The sequence below is a fragment of the Caulobacter sp. CCUG 60055 genome (assembly GCF_022750545.1).
Lineage (GTDB): Bacteria > Pseudomonadota > Alphaproteobacteria > Caulobacterales > Caulobacteraceae > PUIC01.
On record NZ_PUIC01000014.1, the window covers coordinates 26,893 to 42,698 of the forward strand.

At 70.3% G+C, this 15,806-nt stretch carries 19 protein-coding genes; 15 read left to right on the top strand and 4 right to left on the bottom strand.

Annotated features, from left to right (window positions below):
• The first annotated feature begins 13 nt into the window (after nucleotides 1-13).
• The 13 genes from C5708_RS16585 (at nucleotide 14) to C5708_RS16645 (ending at nucleotide 10,998) form a co-directional block, all read left to right on the top strand.
• A complete protein-coding gene (locus C5708_RS16585; protein ID WP_242922819.1) occupies nucleotides 14-721 on the top strand; it encodes a beta/gamma crystallin-related protein in 708 nt (235 codons plus the stop codon).
• Nucleotides 722-864: 143 nt separating this feature from the next.
• Nucleotides 865-1,500: a TetR/AcrR family transcriptional regulator gene (locus C5708_RS16590; RefSeq protein WP_242922821.1), complete on the top strand. Its 636-nt coding sequence runs from the start codon at nucleotides 865-867 to the stop codon at nucleotides 1,498-1,500.
• A gap of 100 nt (nucleotides 1,501-1,600) precedes the next feature.
• Nucleotides 1,601-2,647, top strand: coding sequence for an alpha/beta hydrolase (locus C5708_RS16595; RefSeq protein WP_242922823.1), 1,047 nt, complete (start codon nucleotides 1,601-1,603; stop codon nucleotides 2,645-2,647).
• Between the two features lie 34 nt (nucleotides 2,648-2,681).
• Nucleotides 2,682-3,662: an NADPH:quinone oxidoreductase family protein gene (locus tag C5708_RS16600; protein ID WP_242922825.1), complete on the top strand. Its 981-nt coding sequence runs from the start codon at nucleotides 2,682-2,684 to the stop codon at nucleotides 3,660-3,662.
• A gap of 102 nt (nucleotides 3,663-3,764) precedes the next feature.
• On the top strand, nucleotides 3,765-3,899 hold the full coding sequence (gene rpmH, locus C5708_RS16605) for a 50S ribosomal protein L34 (protein WP_163263467.1): 135 nt from the start codon (nucleotides 3,765-3,767) through the stop codon (nucleotides 3,897-3,899).
• A gap of 21 nt (nucleotides 3,900-3,920) precedes the next feature.
• On the top strand, nucleotides 3,921-4,271 hold the full coding sequence (rnpA, locus tag C5708_RS16610; RefSeq protein WP_242922973.1) for a ribonuclease P protein component: 351 nt from the start codon (nucleotides 3,921-3,923) through the stop codon (nucleotides 4,269-4,271).
• 53 nt (nucleotides 4,272-4,324) lie between these two features.
• Nucleotides 4,325-6,178: a membrane protein insertase YidC gene (yidC, locus tag C5708_RS16615; RefSeq protein ID WP_242922827.1), complete on the top strand. Its 1,854-nt coding sequence runs from the start codon at nucleotides 4,325-4,327 to the stop codon at nucleotides 6,176-6,178.
• Complete coding sequence (yihA, locus tag C5708_RS16620; protein WP_242922829.1) at nucleotides 6,175-6,852, top strand: ribosome biogenesis GTP-binding protein YihA/YsxC; 678 nt, start codon at nucleotides 6,175-6,177, stop codon at nucleotides 6,850-6,852. Before yidC ends, yihA begins: the two co-directional genes overlap by 4 nt.
• A 262-nt stretch (nucleotides 6,853-7,114) precedes the next feature.
• Nucleotides 7,115-8,029 carry an acetylglutamate kinase gene (gene argB, locus C5708_RS16625; protein ID WP_242922831.1) on the top strand — a complete coding sequence of 305 codons (915 nt, stop codon included), beginning with the start codon at nucleotides 7,115-7,117 and terminating at the stop codon, nucleotides 8,027-8,029.
• Complete coding sequence (locus C5708_RS16630) at nucleotides 8,026-8,691, top strand: pyrimidine 5'-nucleotidase (RefSeq protein ID WP_242922832.1); 666 nt, start codon at nucleotides 8,026-8,028, stop codon at nucleotides 8,689-8,691. Before argB ends, C5708_RS16630 begins: the two co-directional genes overlap by 4 nt.
• Nucleotides 8,688-9,545 carry a 2,3,4,5-tetrahydropyridine-2,6-dicarboxylate N-succinyltransferase gene (gene dapD, locus C5708_RS16635; RefSeq protein WP_242922834.1) on the top strand — a complete coding sequence of 286 codons (858 nt, stop codon included), beginning with the start codon at nucleotides 8,688-8,690 and terminating at the stop codon, nucleotides 9,543-9,545. The genes C5708_RS16630 and dapD overlap by 4 nt, the downstream gene beginning before the upstream one ends.
• Before the next feature lie 364 nt (nucleotides 9,546-9,909).
• Complete coding sequence (locus C5708_RS16640) at nucleotides 9,910-10,380, top strand: hypothetical protein (RefSeq protein WP_242922836.1); 471 nt, start codon at nucleotides 9,910-9,912, stop codon at nucleotides 10,378-10,380.
• Nucleotides 10,381-10,515: 135 nt separating this feature from the next.
• Nucleotides 10,516-10,998: a hypothetical protein gene (locus C5708_RS16645; protein WP_242922838.1), complete on the top strand. Its 483-nt coding sequence runs from the start codon at nucleotides 10,516-10,518 to the stop codon at nucleotides 10,996-10,998.
• A gap of 52 nt (nucleotides 10,999-11,050) precedes the next feature.
• Here the strand turns inward: C5708_RS16645 and C5708_RS16650 are convergent, their stop codons facing one another.
• Nucleotides 11,051-11,659 carry a hypothetical protein gene (locus tag C5708_RS16650; RefSeq protein WP_242922840.1) on the bottom strand — a complete coding sequence of 203 codons (609 nt, stop codon included), beginning with the start codon at nucleotides 11,657-11,659 and terminating at the stop codon, nucleotides 11,051-11,053.
• Between the two features lie 155 nt (nucleotides 11,660-11,814).
• Between C5708_RS16650 and dapE the strand changes: the two genes are divergently transcribed.
• Entirely contained in the window at nucleotides 11,815-12,990 is a 1,176-nt protein-coding gene (gene dapE / locus C5708_RS16655) for a succinyl-diaminopimelate desuccinylase (protein WP_242922842.1), read from the top strand.
• Here the strand turns inward: dapE and C5708_RS16660 are convergent.
• The gene (locus tag C5708_RS16660; RefSeq protein ID WP_242922844.1) at nucleotides 12,951-13,556 is read right to left on the bottom strand and encodes a TetR/AcrR family transcriptional regulator; all 606 of its coding nucleotides are present in this window, start codon (nucleotides 13,554-13,556) and stop codon (nucleotides 12,951-12,953) included. The two genes, dapE and C5708_RS16660, sit on opposite strands and share 40 nt — an antisense overlap.
• An 84-nt stretch (nucleotides 13,557-13,640) precedes the next feature.
• On the opposite strand from C5708_RS16660, the gene C5708_RS16665 reads away from it, so the two are divergent.
• Nucleotides 13,641-14,075, top strand: coding sequence for a PaaI family thioesterase (locus C5708_RS16665; RefSeq protein WP_242922846.1), 435 nt, complete (start codon nucleotides 13,641-13,643; stop codon nucleotides 14,073-14,075).
• 11 nt (nucleotides 14,076-14,086) lie between these two features.
• Here the strand turns inward: C5708_RS16665 and truA are convergent, their stop codons facing one another.
• Both truA and fmt read right to left on the bottom strand, forming a co-directional pair.
• Complete coding sequence (gene truA / locus C5708_RS16670) at nucleotides 14,087-14,824, bottom strand: tRNA pseudouridine(38-40) synthase TruA (protein ID WP_242922847.1); 738 nt, start codon at nucleotides 14,822-14,824, stop codon at nucleotides 14,087-14,089.
• Nucleotides 14,824-15,759 carry a methionyl-tRNA formyltransferase gene (fmt, locus tag C5708_RS16675; protein ID WP_242922849.1) on the bottom strand — a complete coding sequence of 312 codons (936 nt, stop codon included), beginning with the start codon at nucleotides 15,757-15,759 and terminating at the stop codon, nucleotides 14,824-14,826. The genes truA and fmt overlap by 1 nt, the downstream gene beginning before the upstream one ends.
• Nucleotides 15,760-15,806: the final 47 nt, after the last annotated feature.

Consider the following 15,806-nt stretch of genomic DNA (forward strand, 5'->3'; position numbering starts at 1 on the left):
ATAGATCAGAGCAATGAGACTGAAAGCCCTGGCCGGCGCCGTCGGCCTGTTGGCCGCGGCGCTGTCGGCGACATCCGCCATGGCCCAGCCGCGTCCCAGCATCACCCTCTATGAAGGCCCCGGCTACAGCGGTCGCTCGATCACGCTCTACGCCGACGAATCCAACCTCAACGGCTCGGGCTTCAACGACCGGGCGATGAGCGTGCGGGTGCGCGGCGGCGTCTGGAAGCTGTGCGAGGACCGCGACTATCGCAGCCGCTGCGAGATCATCGACCGCGACACGCCCGACCTCGGCGTCTACCAGTTCAACCGCAAGGTCTCGTCGATCGGGCTGGAAGGCTACGACTCCGGGCGGCGCCCGCCTTATCCGCCGCCGTACCCGCCGCCCTATCCGGACCGCGACCGGGACCGGGACTGGGATCGCGGCGACCGCGGGCGCGATTGGGGACGCGACTGGGACCGCGGCCGCGGCGGGCCCCGGCTGGTGCTGTTCGAGCTGCCCAACTTCCGGGGCCGCCGGATCGAGATCTACGACAGCAACTCCAACCTGGAGAACGTCGGCTTCAACGACCGGGCGATGAGCGCCCAGGCCTACGGCCGCTGGGTGGTCTGCGAGGACAGCGACTTCCGCAGCCGCTGCGAGCGCATCCGCGGCGACATCCCCGACCTCGACGCCTACCAGATGAACCGCCGAATCTCCTCGGCGCGCCGCGACTACTGACCGCATGGCGACAGCGGCCGCCTCCGGATCGTGCGCCCGCCGCACGCGTCCGGGGACGGCGCAGCATTTTCCTTGCCGCCGCCGGCAGAATGGGTCTTCTCTGTGACGGAGCGTCATCTTCGACGCTGGATCGGGAACCCCGCTTGTCAGAGGTCGCCTACCTGTCCGTCCCCGCCGCCGGGGGCAAGCGCGAGCAGACCAAGCTCGCCAACCGCCAGATGATCCTCGACGCCGCCCGCGCCGTGTTCGCCGAGCTGGGCTACGAGACCGCCACGGTCCGCGACATCATCCGCCGCACCGGCCTGTCGGTCGGGGCGTTCTACAACTACTACCGCTCCAAGGAAGAAGTGTACGAGGCGCTGTCGGACGACGGCGCGCGGCGCTTCCGGCCCATCCTGCAGGCGCAGTACGACGCCGCCGACGGCGACTTCGAGACCTATATCCGCGGCGCCATCCGCGCCTACTACGTCTTTCTGGTCGACGAGCACGAGGCCTGGCAGACCACGCGGCCGGTCGAGGAGCGCCAGCCGCACATGCAGGTCGAAACCCCGGAAATGCGGGCGGTGTTCGAGCAGGTGCGCAACTCGATCGAACTGATCCGCCGCAAGGACCAACAATCGCACGTCGACGCCGAATACCTGGCCGCCGCCTGCATCGCCATCGCCCGCGAGGTCGGCCATCACATGCTGATGCGCCGCCCGCTGGACACCGAGGGCGCCGCCGAGTTCGCCGTGCAGATGATCATGGGCGGCCTGCCGGCCCTGCCCCGCATCGGATAGCGTCACAGCACGCGTCCCAACGCGCCCCCGGGCGGGCCACGCCTTGCCAGCCGCGCCGGCCCGCTCCACCATGAGCCCGAAGTCGTCGGAGCGTCGGGGCATGGCCGATCCTGCAGTTCAGAAGTTCGTCCTCAAGGGTCTGCTCTCGCTGCCCACGCCGCTGCTGCGCGTGCTGTCCGGCGGCGGGGTGGTCTATCAGGGCGGCCGCACGCTCGATCCCCGCTTCCAGTTCATGGCCGCCGGCGCCAAGCGCATGCCCGCCCTCGCCGGCATGACCCCGGACGAGGCCCGCGCGGCCAGCGCCCAGGGGCTGGCCATGACCGCCGGCAAGCTGGAGCCCGAGGTCCGCACCGAGAACCTGTCCATCGACGGCCCGCGCGGCCCGATCCGCCTGCGCGCCTATCGCCCGGCCGAACAGAACTCGGCCGCGCCGCTGCTGGTCTACGCCCACTTCGGCGGCGGGGTGATCGGCGACCTGGAGACCTGCGACGCCTTCTGCTCGATCCTGGCCAAGGACGCCCGCTGCGCCGTGCTGTCGGTGGACTATCGCCTGGCGCCGGAGCACCGCTTCCCCGCCGGGCTGGAGGACGTGCTGGCCGCCTATCGCTGGGGCCGCGACAACGCCGCGCGGTTCGGCGCCCCGGCCGGGACGGCGGCGATCGGCGGCGATTCGATGGGCGGCAACTTCGCGGCGGTGATCGCCCAGGAGCTGAGGCGGGCCGGCGAGGCCCAGCCCGCCCTGCAATTGCTGATCTATCCGGCCGTCGACGTGGCCAGCGAAACCCAGTCGATGACCACCTACGCCGACGCCTATCCGCTGTCGCGCGCGACCATGGACTGGTTCATGGGCCACTACATGCCCACCGACGCCAGCCCGACCGACGTGCGCCTGTCGCCGATCAAGGAGACCGACCTGTCCGGCCTGGCGCCGGCCGTGGTCGTCACCGCCGGGTTCGATCCGCTGGTCGACCAGGGCGAGGCCTACGCCAAGCGCCTGCGCGACGCCGGCGCCCCCGTGGCCTATCGCTGCTACGACAGCCTGGCGCACGGCTTCACCGCCTTCACCGGCGCGGTCCCCTGCGCCGACGTCGCCTGCCGCGAGATCGCCGGCCTGGTGCGGGAGGGCCTGGCCGGGCGGCTGCGCTAGTGGCGGCCGCGCGGCGCGGAGGAGGCCGGTCTTGATGCGCGCGCTCGTCGTCGAGGCGCTGGCGGCCGATTTCGCCTGCTGCGCGGTGCGCGAGGTCCCGCGCCCGACGCCCGGCGAGGGACAGGCGCTGGTCCGCGTGCGGGCTGCCTCGGTCAACTTCCCCGACCTCCTGATGACGCGCGGCGAATACCAGTTCAAGCCGCCGCCGCCGTTCGTTCCCGGGCTCGATCTGGCGGGCGAGGTGGTCGAGGCCGGGCCGGGGGCGGGCTTGGCCCCGGGCGAGGCGGTGGTCGGCGGGGCACGGCTTGGGGCGTTCGCCGAATACGCCGTGCGCGACGCCGCCGCGCTGCGGCCCAAGCCGGCCCGTCTGAGCTTCGGCCAGGCGGCCGCCTATGGCGCGGCCTATCTGACCGCCTATGTCGCCCTGGTGCGGCGGGCCCAGGTCCGCCCTGGAGAGTGGGTGCTGGTGCATGGCGCGGCGGGAGGCGTGGGCCTGGCCGCCGTCGATCTCGCCAAGGCGCTGGGCTGCCGGGTCATCGCCGCCTCGGCCTCGGACGAGAAACTGGCGACCGTCGCCGCCGAATACGCCACCGACGCCGTGGTCAACGTCTCTGCCGGGTTCCGCGACCAGGTCAAGGCGATCACAGGCGGGCGCGGGGCCGACGTGATCTACGACCCGGTCGGCGGCGACGTCTTCGACGAGAGCGTGCGCTGCATCGCCTTCGACGGCCGCCTGCTGGTGATCGGCTTCACCTCCGGCCGCATCCCGACCGTCTCGGTCAACATGCCGCTGATCAAGGGCTTCTCGGTCATGGGCGTGCGGGCCGGCGAGTATGGCCGCCAGTTTCCGGAACGGGGGGCCGAGAACCTCGCGGCGGTGTGGGCGCTGGCCGACCAGGGCCGCATCCGCCCCCGCGTCCACGCCGAGCTGCCGCTGGACCGCTGGCGCGAGGCCTTCGATCTGCTGGCCGACCGCCAGGTGGTGGGAAAGGCGGTGATACGGCCGGATCTTTGAACGCCGGCGGTTGACTCCTCCGCGTCGATCCCGTATCCACCGCGCCTCGTTTCCCGGCGCGATCTTCGCCGCCGGAGCCTTTGATATTATGGAGCCACGCCTGTGAAGCGGACCTATCAGCCGTCCCGACTCGTGCGCAAGCGCCGTCACGGCTACCGCGCGCGCATGGCCACCAAGAACGGCCAGAAGATCGTCGCCCGCCGCCGCGCCAAGGGCCGCAAGCGGCTGACGGCCTAATCCGTTCGAAGGGTTTCGGCCCTGACCGAAGCCGATCTGAAAATCGAACGCCTAAGAAAGCGGCCCGAGTTCCTCGCGGCCGCTAAAGGCGCGTCCCAGGCCAAGGGCGCGGTGGTCGTCCAGGCCCTGCGCCGCGCCGACGGCGACGCCCTGGTCCGGGTCGGCTTCACCGCCACGCGCAAGATCGGCGGGGCCGTGGTGCGGAATCGGGCGAAAAGACGCCTCCGGGAGGCCGCGCGCGCCATCCTGCCCCTTCATGCGCGGCCCGGCTTCGACTATGTGTTCATCGCTCGGGGCGGTACGGCGCAGCGTCCTTGGGCGCGTTTGCTTGACGATGTGAAAAGCGCGCTGTTAAGCCTCGCCGCGACCTGAAAACCCGCCCCCGGCCGCGCGCCCGACGGCCTCACACCGGTTCAAGCCTTTCCATGAAAAACGACAACAACCGCAACACGATCGTGTTCATCGTCTGTGCGGCGGTTCTGCTCATCGTCTATCAGGTGTTCGTCCTCGGCCCGGCGGCCAAGAAGCGCGACATCCAGGCCAAGGCCGCGGCGGCGGCGGCGCAGGTCCAGGCGGCGAACACGCCGCTGCTGCCCAACGGCCAGCCGGCCAGCGCCTATGTTCCGCGCGACCAGGCCCTGGCCGCCGCGCCGCGCGTGCGGATCGACACCCCGGCCCTGACCGGCTCGGTGTCGCTGAAGGGCGGTCGCATCGACGACCTGTTCCTGAAGAACTATCGCGAGACCATCCAGAAGGGCTCGCCCCTGGTCGAGCTGTTCCGGCCGCAGGGAACCCAGAACGCCTATTTCGCCGAGCTGGGCTGGGTCGGCGCCAACATCCCGGGCCTGCCGGGCGGCGACACCACGTGGTCCGCGCCCGCCGGCGCGGCCCTGGCCCCCGGCAAGCCGGTGACCCTGACCTATGACAACGGCGCGGGCCTGAAGTTCGTCCGCACCATCGCGGTCGACGACCGCTACATGTTCACCGTCGCCGACACGGTGACCAATTCCGGCGCCGCCCCGGTGCAGATCGCGCCCTACGGCTCGGTCCAGCGCCAGGGCCTGTCGGAAGAGCAGAGCCACGCCGCCAACGTGCACGAAGGCGCGATCGGCGTGGTGGTCGACGGCTCTAAGACCGAGCTCCAGCACGTCAAATACAAGGACTGGAAGAAGAAGGGCGAGATCGACTTCAAGTCCTCCGGCGGCTGGTTCGGCGTCACCGACAAGTACTGGATGGCCTCGCTGATCCCTGCCCAGCACGAGGCGGTCAGCGGCAAGTTCCGCGTGGTGCCCGCCGGCCAGACCGACATCTACGAGACCAACTATGTCGGGCCGACCCGCGCCCTGGCCCCCGGCCAGTCGATCACCGAGACCACCCGCGTGTTCGCCGGCGCCAAGACCGTGCCGATGCTGCAGGACTATCAGTACTCGGGCGCGCCGGCGAAGTTCGGCAGCTTCCGCAAGGCCGTCGGCCCGAACGACATCCCCCGCTTCGACGAGGCCGTCGACTGGGGCCGCCTGTGGTTCTTCACCCGGCCGATCTTCACCATCCTCGAATTCTTCTTCCAGCACGTCGGCAATTTCGGCGTGGCCATCCTGCTGCTGACGGTGGTGGTCAAGCTCCTGTTCTTCCCGCTGGCGAACAAGAGCTACGAGTCGCTGACCAAGATGAAAAAGATCCAGCCCAAGCTGGAGGAGATCAAAAAGAAGTTCGAGAAGGATCCCGCCAAGCTCCAGCAGGAGACCATGGGTCTCTATCAGCGGGAGAAGATCAACCCGTTCATGGGCTGCCTGCCCATGCTGGTGCAGATCCCCGTGTTCCTGGCCCTCTACAAGGTGCTGTCGGTCACCATCGAGATGCGCCACGCGCCGTTCTTCGGCTTCATCCGCGACCTGTCGGCCCGTGACCCGTCGACCATCTGGAACCTGTTCGGCCTGATCCCCTACGATCCGGCCCACCTGGCCCTGATCGGCGGCTTCCTCAACGGCCCGCTGCACATCGGCGCCCTGGCCCTGGCCTACGGCGTGACCATGTGGCTGAACCAGGCGATGAGCCCGCAGATGGGCGATCCCATCCAGCAGCGGATGATGCAGTTCTTCCCGCTGGTGTTCACCTTCATCATGGCCCAGTTCGCGGTCGGCCTGCTGGTCTACTGGGCCTGGCAGAACATCCTGACCATTCTCCAGCAGTACGTGATCATGCGCCGGTTCAAGGTCGACAACCCGATCGACGACATCATCGCGCGCCTGACCGGCAAGGCGAAGGCGACCACCGGGTGAGCGAAGGAACCTCCGCCCCCGCTCCCGACGACGCCGTCTTCACGCCCGAGGAGATCGAGGACGCCCGCGTGCTGTTCGCGCGGTCGGCGACCTTCGTCATGGGCGCGGTGAAGATCGACGGCCTGCCGTCGGCCGACCTGCCCGAGGTGGCCTTCGCCGGCCGCTCCAACGTCGGCAAGTCGAGCCTGATCAACGGCCTGGTCGGCCACAAGCACCTGGCGCGGGCCTCGAACGAGCCGGGGCGCACGCGCGAGGTCAATTTCTTCCTGCTGGACGAGCGCTTGCGGCTGGTCGACCTGCCCGGCTACGGCTTCGCCCGCGCCGGCAAGGACGTGACCAAGAAGTTCCAGAACCTGGGCCGCGACTATCTGCGCGGCCGGCCGAACCTGAAGCGGGTCTATCTGCTGATCGACGCCCGTCACGGGCTCAAGGCCGTGGACGCCGAGGCCCTCGACGCCCTCGACGTGGCGGCGGTGTCCTACCAGATCGTGCTGACCAAGGCCGACAAGCTGCGCTCGACCGCCGAGCTGGACAAGGTCGTCGCCGCCACCCTGAAGGCCGTGTCCAAGCGGCCCGCCGCCTTCCCGCGCGTGCTGGCCACCTCGTCCGAGAAGGGGACCGGCCTGCCCGAGCTTCGCGCCGAAATCGCCGCCGCTTGCGCTATCGAGCTCTAGCCAATGGCGAAGCCATGGCGCGTCAGGATCAAGGACCGCGTTCGCCAACTCGAAGCCCTTGGTGGAGGCGTCATTAATGGGCTCGGTCCTGGGGCCCCAGGCTATGGAAGGCGGTTGAAGGAACTCGCCGCGCAGCTCTCGGAAGACGAGTTCCGCTCTCTTGTCGCCCCCCACGAGACCGTTCCGAACGAACGAACGCCGGGGTGACAAGCCGCCCCCCCTGTTCTATCGAAGCCGCGCCTTTTCGTACGCGGACCCCGCCATGACCGACACCACCGAAGAGCCCGGCTGGGCCACCGCGAAGACCCTGGCCGAGGCTCTGCCGTACATCCAGATCTACGATCGCGAGACGGTGGTGATCAAATACGGCGGCCACGCCATGGGCGAGGAGGCGGTGGCCAAGCTGTTCGCCGCCGACGCCGTGCTGCTCAAGCTCCTGGGCCTGCACCCGGTGGTGGTCCACGGCGGCGGCCCGCAGATCAGCCGCATGCTGGAGAAGGCCGGCGTCAAGTCGACCTTCGTCGACGGCCTGCGGGTGACCGACGCCGCCACCATGGAGGTCGCCGAGATGGTGCTGTCGGGCGCCATCAACAAGGAGATCGCCAACTGGATCACCCTCGCCGGGGCCGAGGCCGACGTGCGGGGCGTGGGCCTGTCGGGCAAGGACGCGCGGATGATCACGGTCGAGAAGACCAACAAAACCCGCCGCGATCCGGATTCCAACATCGAGCACGCCGTCGACCTGGGCTTCGTCGGCGAGCCGCGGGCGGTCGACCCCAAGATCGTCGAGGCGCTGATCTACGCCGAACAGGACTATGTGCCGGTGATCGCGCCGATCGGCGTCTCGGCCGAGGGCGAGACCTACAACATCAACGCCGACACCGTGGCCGGGGCCATCGCCGGCGCGCTGCAGGCCAAGCGCATGCTGCTGCTGACCGACGTCGCCGGCGTGCTCGACAAGGACGGCGAGCTGATCCGCCAGATGACCGTGGCCGAGGCCCGCGCGGCCATCGAGACCGGCGTCGCCACCGGCGGCATGATCCCCAAGCTGGAGACCGCGATCTCGGCGGTGGAGCAGGGCGTCGAGGCCGTGGTCATCCTCGACGGCCGGCGTCCGCACGCCATGCTGACCGAGCTGTTCACCGAGCACGGCGCCGGGACCTTGATCCGGGCATGAGCGCCGACCTTCGCCACATCGACACCTGGATCTTCGATCTCGACAACACCCTCTATCCGCTGGAGACGGGGTTCATGCGCCTGATCGAGGAGCGCATGACCGACTATTTCGAGCGGTTCAGCGGCCTGCCGCGCGACGAGGCCAGGGCGCTGCAGAAGCGCTACTACAAGGCCTACGGCACCTCGCTGGCCGGACTGATCGCCGAGCACGACATCGACGCCCACGCCTTCCTGGCCGAGGTGCACGACGTGCCGCTGGACAGCCTGTCGCCCGATCCGGCCCTGCGGGGGGCCCTGGCCCGCCTGCCCGGCCGGCGGCTGGTGTTCACCAACGGCTCCAGCGCCCACGCCCGCCGGGTGCTGGCCCATCTGGCGCTCGACGACCTGTTCGAGGGCGTCTTCGCCATCGAGGCGGCCGACCTGCTGCCCAAGCCGGCCGAAGCGACCTTCGCCCGCATGATCGCCGCCTTCCATGTCGACCCCGCCGCCGCCGCCTTCTTCGAGGACAGCGAGCGCAATCTCGAACCCGCCGCGCGGCTGGGCATGACCACCGTGCTGGTCGGCGACCACGCCGCCGCCTCGACCGCCCCCTTCGTCCATCATCGCACCGCCGCCCTGGCGCCGTTCCTCGACGGCGTGCAGGTCCAGGAGATCGCCGCATGACCGCCGCCCGCCTCGCCGACCTCGAAACCGCCGTCGAACAGGCCTGGGAAGCCCGGACCGCCATCGGCGAGACCACCACCGGCTTCTTCCGCGAGGCGGTCGAGGAGGCCCTGGCCCTGCTCGACGCCGGGGCGACGCGCGTCGCCGAGAAGGTCGACGGCGAATGGATCGTCCGCCAGTGGCTGAAGAAGGCCGTGCTGCTGTCTTTCCGCCTGCAGGGCAACGCGCTGCTGGTCAACGGCGGCCCTGGGCTGAACCATCCCAGCGGCCTGGGCCCGTGGTGGGACAAGGTGCCGACCAAGTTCACCGACTGGACCGCCGAGCGGTTCGCCCAGGCCGGCTTCCGCGCCGTCCCCGGGGCGATGGTGCGGCGGGGCGCCCACATCGGCCGCAGCGTGGTGCTGATGCCGTCGTTCGTGAACATCGGCGCCTTCGTCGACGAGGGGACCATGGTCGACACCTGGGCGACCGTCGGCTCCTGCGCCCAGATCGGCAAGAACGTGCACATCTCCGGCGGCGCCGGCATCGGCGGCGTGCTGGAGCCGCTGCAGGCCAATCCGACCATCATCGAGGACGGCTGCTTCATCGGCGCCCGCTCGGAAGTGGCCGAAGGCGTCATCGTCGGCGAAGGCGCGGTGCTGTCGATGGGCGTCTATCTGGGCCAGTCGACCAAGATCGTCGACCGCAAGACCGGCGAGATCCACCGGGGCAAGGTGCCGCCCTACGCCGTGGTGGTGCCGGGCGCCCTGCCCGCCCCCAACGGCGGGCCGAGCCTCTATTGCGCGGTGATCGTCAAGACCGTCGACGCCCAGACCCGCGCCAAGACCGGCGTCAACGAGCTGCTGCGCGACTGATCAACCCGAGGGTCAGCGAAACTTCACCATCGCCTATGACGGGCGGCCGCCGAGCGGCCGCCCTTTTTATTTGCCGACAAATACTTAGATGCTGAATCGATATTCACCATAATAAAACGTCGCCTTACCCACAGAAAACATACATTATTTCCAGTATGTTCACCATGATATCGGAACGACTCTAGTAAGAGGGCGTTTGCGAGTCGATAAGGCAGCGCCTATGACAGCTCAAGCTGAGCAGAAACGCCCTTCAGATCGGACAAAATCGTTCGATAATTCCAGTACGGTCGGCACGAAGACATCGTTTTCGCCCGTTAACCTTGCCGCCGGCCCCGTCGACGGCGCGATCAATGGGAATTACGCCATGTCGGCCTTGGCGATCGCCCCCTCCGCCCCCGAACAGCCCCCCGCCGCCGACGCCTGGGCCCAGGACTATCTCGGCCAGGACGTCTCGCGGTTCTTCTACAAATGGGGCGGCCACTTCTCGTCGGTGCTGATCAAGCTGCGCCGCCGCTTCGACGGCGATCTCGACCAGTTCCTGATCTACACGATCTTCATGCTCACTGAGCTGTCGCGCGAGCGCGCCGCCGCGGAGGCGCGGGCCAAGGGCGCCGAGCGCGTGGTCTCGCGGCCCAAGGGCCTCAACACCCTCAGCCTGGCCGAGATCACCCAGATCCCGCGCGAGACCGTGCGGCGCAAGCTGCAGGCCCTGATCGCCGCCGGCCGCGTGACGCGTGGCGAGGACGGCCTCTATTATCCAGGTCCCGCCGCCGACCTCGACCGGTTCTTCTACGACCTCAGCCCGCTGTTCTGGGACGGCGTCAAACCGGACTGAAGGCCATCGGCGGGCGCCGCCGCCCCGGAAAGGGGGAATTGCGGCCCCGTCTCGAAAATCGCTAACCTCGCGGACCTGGCGTAGGGGTCGCTCCTCAAGGCGGCGCCCATGCCCTTGACTGCGCAGGTGAGGCGGATGAAACGCTATCTTCTCGTCGTGGCGTTTCTGGCGGCCGCTGCCGGCGGCGCCCGCGCTGCGCCGCCGCCTCCGCCGCCTGGATACGTATATTCGGCTTCGCGCGTTCTCGCCGGGGCTATGGTGCCGACGGAAATCGCCGCCCTTGCGCCGCGCTTTTCCAAGGATGTCAAAGTCTACGAGAACGGCGATCTGGTTGCGGATGGCGAAGCCGCCTGGCTTTCTCTGGCCCGGCGGAAACTGGCCGCGCCCCAGCGGCGCGTGATCGGCCTGGCGCAGTCATCCGGCGGCTACAGCAAGGACGGGGGCGAGCTTCTCGTCGTCGACGTGGTCGATTCCGTGGACCGCGCCGCCCTGCCTCCCGGCTCAATCGCCGACCCAAGGCTGACCACCCGGTCCTTTCTCTATCAGTTTGGCACCGACGGACTGATCCACGTCGTGCGCATAGCCAGCGCGGGCGGCTTCTGGGAGCCGATCAAGTGACGGCCGCAACGGATCGACAGCCAAACGTCGCCGCCGCCTAAGCCGACCTTCGTCACTCCCCGTCCATCCACAGCCACAGCTCGCGCAGGGCCAGGGCGCGCAGCGCCGCGTCGGCCGACCGCACCGGGGCCAGCCCGACCAGCCGCCGGGCGTCGTTGACGTCGATCAGCCCGCCCGGCGGCACGCGCAGGCCGCGCCGCCGGGCGACCTTGAGAAAGCGGGTGCGGGCGCAGTCGAACTTGCCGATGCCCTCGCGCACCGAGGCCGGCAGCAGGCCGCCGTGCAGGCGGCGGCCGAAGGCCACCACCCAGGCGTCGCGACAGGGGCGCAAGGCCGCCTCCAGCTCGGCCCATTCCAGCGCGTCGACGCTGCGCGGCCCGCCCTCCTCGCCCGTCCAGGGGCCGCCGACCGGGCTGGGCGCGCGGGCGAAGGCGCTGACTGCGACATTGCCGTCGTCGTCGGCCAGGGAGAACTGCAGGAGATGCCGCTCGCCGTCGGCGGCCACCGAGCGCACATGCAGGTAGTAGCGCCCCTGCACCGTCTCGGCCGGACGCGGCGCGGCCGGCTCGAAACGGACGCCGCCGGCGCCCGAACCCCGACCGCCGCGACCGAACCAGACCAGTCGCGCCGGTTCGCGAAGGAAGGTTTCGATCAACGACATCGCGGCCTCCGGAACACTGACCGGGCCACGATCCGGCGCTTCCCTGCGCCGCTCAATGCGACAGGCGCCCAATATGGGGGATGCGCCAAGGACGGGTTCGGCTATCGGCCGGCGAATCGGTTTCGTCGTCGGGCGGACATGCTAGAGGTGCGCCGATGACCGCCGCAGACCGCACCGATCCCCTGGCCCTGGCCCAGGCCCTGATCCGCCGCCCGTCCGTCACCCCCGCCGACCACGGGGCCATGGACGTGCTGCAGGCCGCCCTCGCCGACCTGGGCTTCGCCTGCCGGCGGATGACCTTCGAGGGAATCGAGAACCTCTACGCCCGGCGCGGCGCGGCCGGACCCAACCTCTGCTTCGCCGGCCACACCGACGTGGTGCCGGTCGGCGACGAAGCCGCCTGGCGCGAGAAGCCGTTCGCGGCGGCCATACGCGACGGCGTGCTCTACGGCCGCGGCGCGGTCGACATGAAGGGCGCCATCGCCGCCTTCGTCGCCGCTGCGGCCCGCGCCCTGGCCAAGGGCGAGCCGGCCGGCTCGCTGTCCTTGCTGATCACCGGCGACGAGGAAGGCGCCGCCCACGACGGCACCCGCCGCGTGGTCGAGACCCTCCAGGCCGAGGGCGAGACCATCGACCACTGCGTGCTGGGCGAGCCGACCTCGGCCGCGCGCATCGGCGACCAGCTGAAGATCGGCCGGCGCGGCAGCCTCAACGCCTGGATCACCGTCGAGGGCGTCCAGGGCCACGTCGCCTATCCGCACCAAGCGGCCAATCCGATCCCGGTGCTGGTGCGCCTGCTGGCGCGGCTGCAGGCGCGCATCCTCGACGAGGGCTATCCCCGCTTTCCCGCCTCCAACCTGGAAGTCACCACCATCGACGTCGGCAATCCGGCCACCAATGTCATTCCGGCCCGGGCGACGGCGCGGCTGAACATCCGCTTCAACCCGGCCCACGACGGCGAGGCCCTGGTCGCCTGGCTGAGCGACGAATGCCGCCAGGCCGAGGCCCAGTTCGCCGGCAAGGTGACCCTCGATCCGCGCCTCACCGGGAACGCCTTCATCACCGAGCCCGGCCCGTTCGTCGACGTCTGCGCAGGCGCGGTGCAGGACGTGACCGGCAAGGCGCCGGAGCTTTCCACCACCGGCGGCATCTCCGACGCCCGCTTCATCCGCGCCCTGTGCCCGGTGGTCGAACTGGGTCTGGTCGGCGCCACCATGCATGCGGTCGACGAATGCACGCCGGTCGCCCAGGTCGAGGAGCTGACCGCGATCTATGAGCGCCTGATCGCCCGCTACTTCGCCGGGGCCTCGGCCGCCAGCGCCGAGCGGTAGGCGCGCAGCAGCCGCACCAGACCGTCCTCCAGGCCCGGATCGTCGAGAAAGGGCGAGCCCTCCAGCACGGCGGCGCGCACCACGCCCATCAGGGCGCGGCTGAGGATGAAGCGGTGCAGGGCGTCGACCTCGCCGCCGGCGCCGAAGGCCACGGCCGACGCGGCGTCCAGCTCCCGGCCCAGGTCGACGGCGTCGCGACGCGCCAAGACCGCCTTGAGCACCGCCCGCCGGGCCGTCCGCCGGCCGGCGAACGCGGCCAGAAGCGGCCGGACCGCCAGGCGATAGGGATCGGCGCCGTGCGGCGCCGAGGCCGCCTGCTCGCCGCCGCGCCGAATGTCGATGTTGGCCCGCTCCGAAAGCGCCAGCAGGATGGCGTCCTTGCCGTCGAAGTACTGGTAGAGCGTGCCGATGCTGACCCCGGCCCGCCGGGCCACATGGTTGGTGGTGAAACCGGCCTCGCCGTCCTGCTCCAGAATCTGAACAGCCGCCTCCAGGATGGCGTCGACCGTGCGACGCGACCGCTCCTGCACCGGCTTACGCGCCTTGATCCCAGCCGGTTTCGCCAAGCGCCCGCGCCCTTCGTCGAAATGCGAGTATCCAAAACCCGAGCTTTACTCAGAATTAGCGCGCCACCAAGGAGGAAGCGCGACATGACCTGGGCGACCGAGCGGCTCGAAGCCCTGAAGGCGGGAACCGCGACCCCGCCGCCCGTCGTCGAGACCCTGAAGTTGGGCCTGATCGACGACTGGGGCCCGGGCTGGGTCCGCAAGCGGTGGGAGCCCTCGCCGCAGGTGCTGAACGGCGACGGCTCGATGTTCGGCGGCTACACGGCCGCCCTGGCCGACCAGGCCCTGAGCCTGGCCGCCATCAGCGTGCTCGACGACGCCAGCGCCCTGCGCACCATCAATCTGCAGGTGCAGTTCTTCAAGCTGGCCGGCGCCCATCCGCTGCTGATCGAGGCGCGAGTGACGGCGCGCTCGCGCACCATCATCCATGTCGAGGCCGAGTTCCGCCGCGAGGACGGCGAACTGATCGCCAAGGCCGCCGCCCAGCAGGTGGTGACGCCGTTCCCGAAAGCGGCCTGACCCTTGGCCTGCTAGTAGCCGACGCCCACCAGGCACAGGCCGTCGGCGGGGGCCACCGGCCCGCAGGCGCGGCGGTCGCGGGCCTCCAGCGCCGCCTTGAAGTCGGCCGCCGTCCAGCGGCCGACGCCGACCTCGGCCAGGGTGCCGGTCATCGAACGGACCTGCCGGTGCAGGAACGAGCGCGAGGCGAACTCCAGCCGCACCTCCTCGTCCTCGCGCCAGACCCGGGCGACGTCGAGGGTCTTCATCGGCGACTTGGCCTGGCACTGCATGTCGCGGAAGGTGGTGAAGTCGTGATGGCCGACCAGGACCTGGGCGGCGACGTGCATGGCGTGCTCGTCGAGCGGCTTCTTGACGTGCCAGACCCGGCCGCGGTCCAGCGCCGGCGGCGCGCGGCGGTTGAGGATGCGGTAGATGTAGCGCCGCTCCTTGGCCGAGAAGCGGGCGTGCCAGCCATCCTCGGCCACCGCCGCGTCGATCACGGCGATCGGTTCGGGAACGAGGTGGGCGTTGAGGGCGTCGCGCACCACCTCGGGCCGCCAGTCCTTCTCCAGGTCGACATGCACCACCTGACCCGAGGCGTGGACGCCGGTGTCGGTGCGGCCGGCGGCCTGCAGGCGCAAGGTCTCGCCGCTGAAAGCCAGCACGGCGCGCTCGATCGAGCCCTGCACCGAGGGCAGGCCGTCCTGGGCCTGGAACCCGCGAAAGGGCCGGCCGTCATATTCGATGATCAGGCGGTAGCGGGGCATCAGCCGAACCGCGTCCCCGCCGGAACCGGAAAGCCGCGCAGGAAGGCCTCGGCGTCCTGGGCGCCGCGCCCCTCGCGCTGGGCCCGCAGCAGGCGCACCGCGCCCTCGCCGGTGGCGATCAGCAGGTCGTCGCCCAGCGCCTCGCCCGGCGCGCCCTCGCCGTCCTCGACCCGCGACAGCAGCGCCTTGACCCGCACTGGGCCCTTGCCCTCTTCCCGGGCCGGCGCCTCGAACCAGGCGCCGGGGAACGGCGACAGGCCGCGGATCTGGCGGTCGACCTCGACCGCCGGCCGGCTCCAGTCGATGCGCGCCTCGGCCGGCTTGATCTTCTTGGCGTAGGTGACGCCCTCGTCCGCCTGGGGCGTCTCGCGCGCGCCGCCGCGTTCGATGGCGGCCAGGGCGCGCGGCAAGAGGTGGGCGCCGACGGCGGCGAGGCGGTCGTGCAGGCTGCCGGCGGTCTCCAGAGCGTCAATGCGCACGGTCTCGGACAGGATGATCGCCCCCTCGTCGAGGCCCTCGCTCATGCGCATGACCTGGACGCCGGTGACGGGATCGCCGGCCATCACCGCCCGCTGGATCGGCGCGGCGCCGCGCCAGCGCGGCAGCAGCGAGGCATGCAGGTTGAAGCAGCCCAGACGCGGCGCGTCGAGCACGTCCTTGACCAGGATCTGGCCGAAGGCGACCACCACGGCGGCGTCGAGGTCGAGGGCGCGGAAGGCCTCGATCTCGGCCGGGTCCTTCATCGAGGCCGGCGTGCGCACCGAAAGGCCCAGCCCCTCGGCGAAGGCGTGCACCGGCGAGGGCTTCAGTTCCTGGCCGCGACCGCGCGGGGCCGGCGGCTGCGAATAGACGCAGGCGACCTCGTGCCCGGCGGCGACCAGTTCGGCCAGGGATTGGACGGCGAAATCGGGCGTTCCAAGAAAGGCGATGCGCATGGCGGCGGTTTAGCCGTCCGCGCGGTCGGGGGGAAGCGCGTGGAACC

What these genes read in the sequence shown, in the direction of transcription:
- C5708_RS16585 (WP_242922819.1), top strand. Translation starts at nt 14, where the DNA reads ATGAGACTGAAAGCCCTGGCCGGCGCCGTCGGCCTGTTGGCCGCGGCG.
- C5708_RS16595 (WP_242922823.1), top strand. Translation starts at nt 1,601, where the DNA reads ATGGCCGATCCTGCAGTTCAGAAGTTCGTCCTCAAGGGTCTGCTCTCG.
- C5708_RS16600 (WP_242922825.1), top strand. Translation starts at nt 2,682, where the DNA reads ATGCGCGCGCTCGTCGTCGAGGCGCTGGCGGCCGATTTCGCCTGCTGC.
- yidC (WP_242922827.1), top strand. Translation starts at nt 4,325, where the DNA reads ATGAAAAACGACAACAACCGCAACACGATCGTGTTCATCGTCTGTGCG.
- argB (WP_242922831.1), top strand. Translation starts at nt 7,115, where the DNA reads ATGACCGACACCACCGAAGAGCCCGGCTGGGCCACCGCGAAGACCCTG.
- C5708_RS16630 (WP_242922832.1), top strand. Translation starts at nt 8,026, where the DNA reads ATGAGCGCCGACCTTCGCCACATCGACACCTGGATCTTCGATCTCGAC.
- dapD (WP_242922834.1), top strand. Translation starts at nt 8,688, where the DNA reads ATGACCGCCGCCCGCCTCGCCGACCTCGAAACCGCCGTCGAACAGGCC.
- C5708_RS16640 (WP_242922836.1), top strand. Translation starts at nt 9,910, where the DNA reads ATGTCGGCCTTGGCGATCGCCCCCTCCGCCCCCGAACAGCCCCCCGCC.
- C5708_RS16645 (WP_242922838.1), top strand. Translation starts at nt 10,516, where the DNA reads ATGAAACGCTATCTTCTCGTCGTGGCGTTTCTGGCGGCCGCTGCCGGC.
- C5708_RS16650 (WP_242922840.1), bottom strand. Translation starts at nt 11,659, where the DNA reads ATGTCGTTGATCGAAACCTTCCTTCGCGAACCGGCGCGACTGGTCTGG.
- dapE (WP_242922842.1), top strand. Translation starts at nt 11,815, where the DNA reads ATGACCGCCGCAGACCGCACCGATCCCCTGGCCCTGGCCCAGGCCCTG.
- C5708_RS16665 (WP_242922846.1), top strand. Translation starts at nt 13,641, where the DNA reads ATGACCTGGGCGACCGAGCGGCTCGAAGCCCTGAAGGCGGGAACCGCG.
- truA (WP_242922847.1), bottom strand. Translation starts at nt 14,824, where the DNA reads ATGCCCCGCTACCGCCTGATCATCGAATATGACGGCCGGCCCTTTCGC.
- fmt (WP_242922849.1), bottom strand. Translation starts at nt 15,759, where the DNA reads ATGCGCATCGCCTTTCTTGGAACGCCCGATTTCGCCGTCCAATCCCTG.